General features: G+C 38.3%; 1 protein-coding gene. It reads left to right on the forward strand.

The features are described from left to right. A partial coding sequence (locus F6K49_RS52070) for a 3-oxoacyl-[acyl-carrier-protein] synthase III C-terminal domain-containing protein (protein WP_293110887.1) occupies nt 1–983 on the forward strand: 983 nt, incomplete at its 5' end. Between the last annotated feature and the right edge of the window lie 111 nt (nt 984–1,094).

The raw sequence follows: 1,094 nt of genomic DNA on the forward strand, positions 1-1,094 counted from the left end.
TTGGTTACTATTTACCAACTGGAAGAATGACTAGTTTGGAAATGTCCCAGCTTTCTAATACTCCGGAAAATGTCTTTATTGAAAAAATCGGCATCTTTCAAAAGTGCGTAGTCACTGATGATGAGCAACCCTCAGAAATGGGTACCAAAGCGGCATTGTCTGCTATAGATAATGCCGGGATTAGAGCTAGTGATATCGATCTTATTGTTTACTGTGGTGTAGGGGATTATGATTATCGACTATGGTCACAGGCTGCTAAGATCCAATCTGAAATAGGAGCTGATAAAGCTTTTGCTTTTGAGGTCAGAAACTTCTGTAATAGCGGCAATCTAGGGATAGATATATGCCGTAATATGTTAATAGCAAACACTGAGTTTACCTATGGGTTAGTTGTTTGTAGTGACAGATTATCAAGTCTTGTGGACTACTCTAATCAAGATAGTTTATCCACATTTATGTTTGCCGATGGTGCTACTGCTGCCATTCTGAAGAAAGGAGAAACTAGTAACCAAATTTTGGCTTATCACGCGGTTACTGATTCAGAAGCTGTGGACTGTCTTAAAATTCCACTAGGGGGAACTAGGCTACCTTTTCATTCTGACAATGTAGACCAAAGCTTAAATTATATGCAAGTTGCTGACCGTGAAAAGCTAGACAAAATTATTTCAGAAGTTTACCTGGAGAATTATAAAAAAGTAATTTTTAAATCCCTACAAAAAAGCTCATACACTATCAATGATGTAGATGTAATCTTTACTAATCAAGGAAAAAAAAGCCTATTAATAAATATTTTTTCCTGGTTGGGCTTGACCCTAGAACAAACATTTATCTCTCTTCCTGAACATGGAAACTTAGGGGCTAGTGATACGTTACTTGGCCTCTGCAAAAGTATAGAAGAGGGTAAGATTAAACCAGGGAATTTGGTAGTGCTAGCAAGTAGCGCTGCTGGCTTTTCCTGGGGGGCTTTGACTATTAAATTTTAAATCCATGTACCTGGAAAAAAGCAGAGTAATCAAAAAGTAAGCATATGCGCTACGGGCACGCTACTTGAGGTGCCGTCAGTTGTCAGCTGTCAGTTGTCAGCTTAAAATAAA

The organism is Moorena sp. SIO3I6 (genome assembly GCF_010672095.1).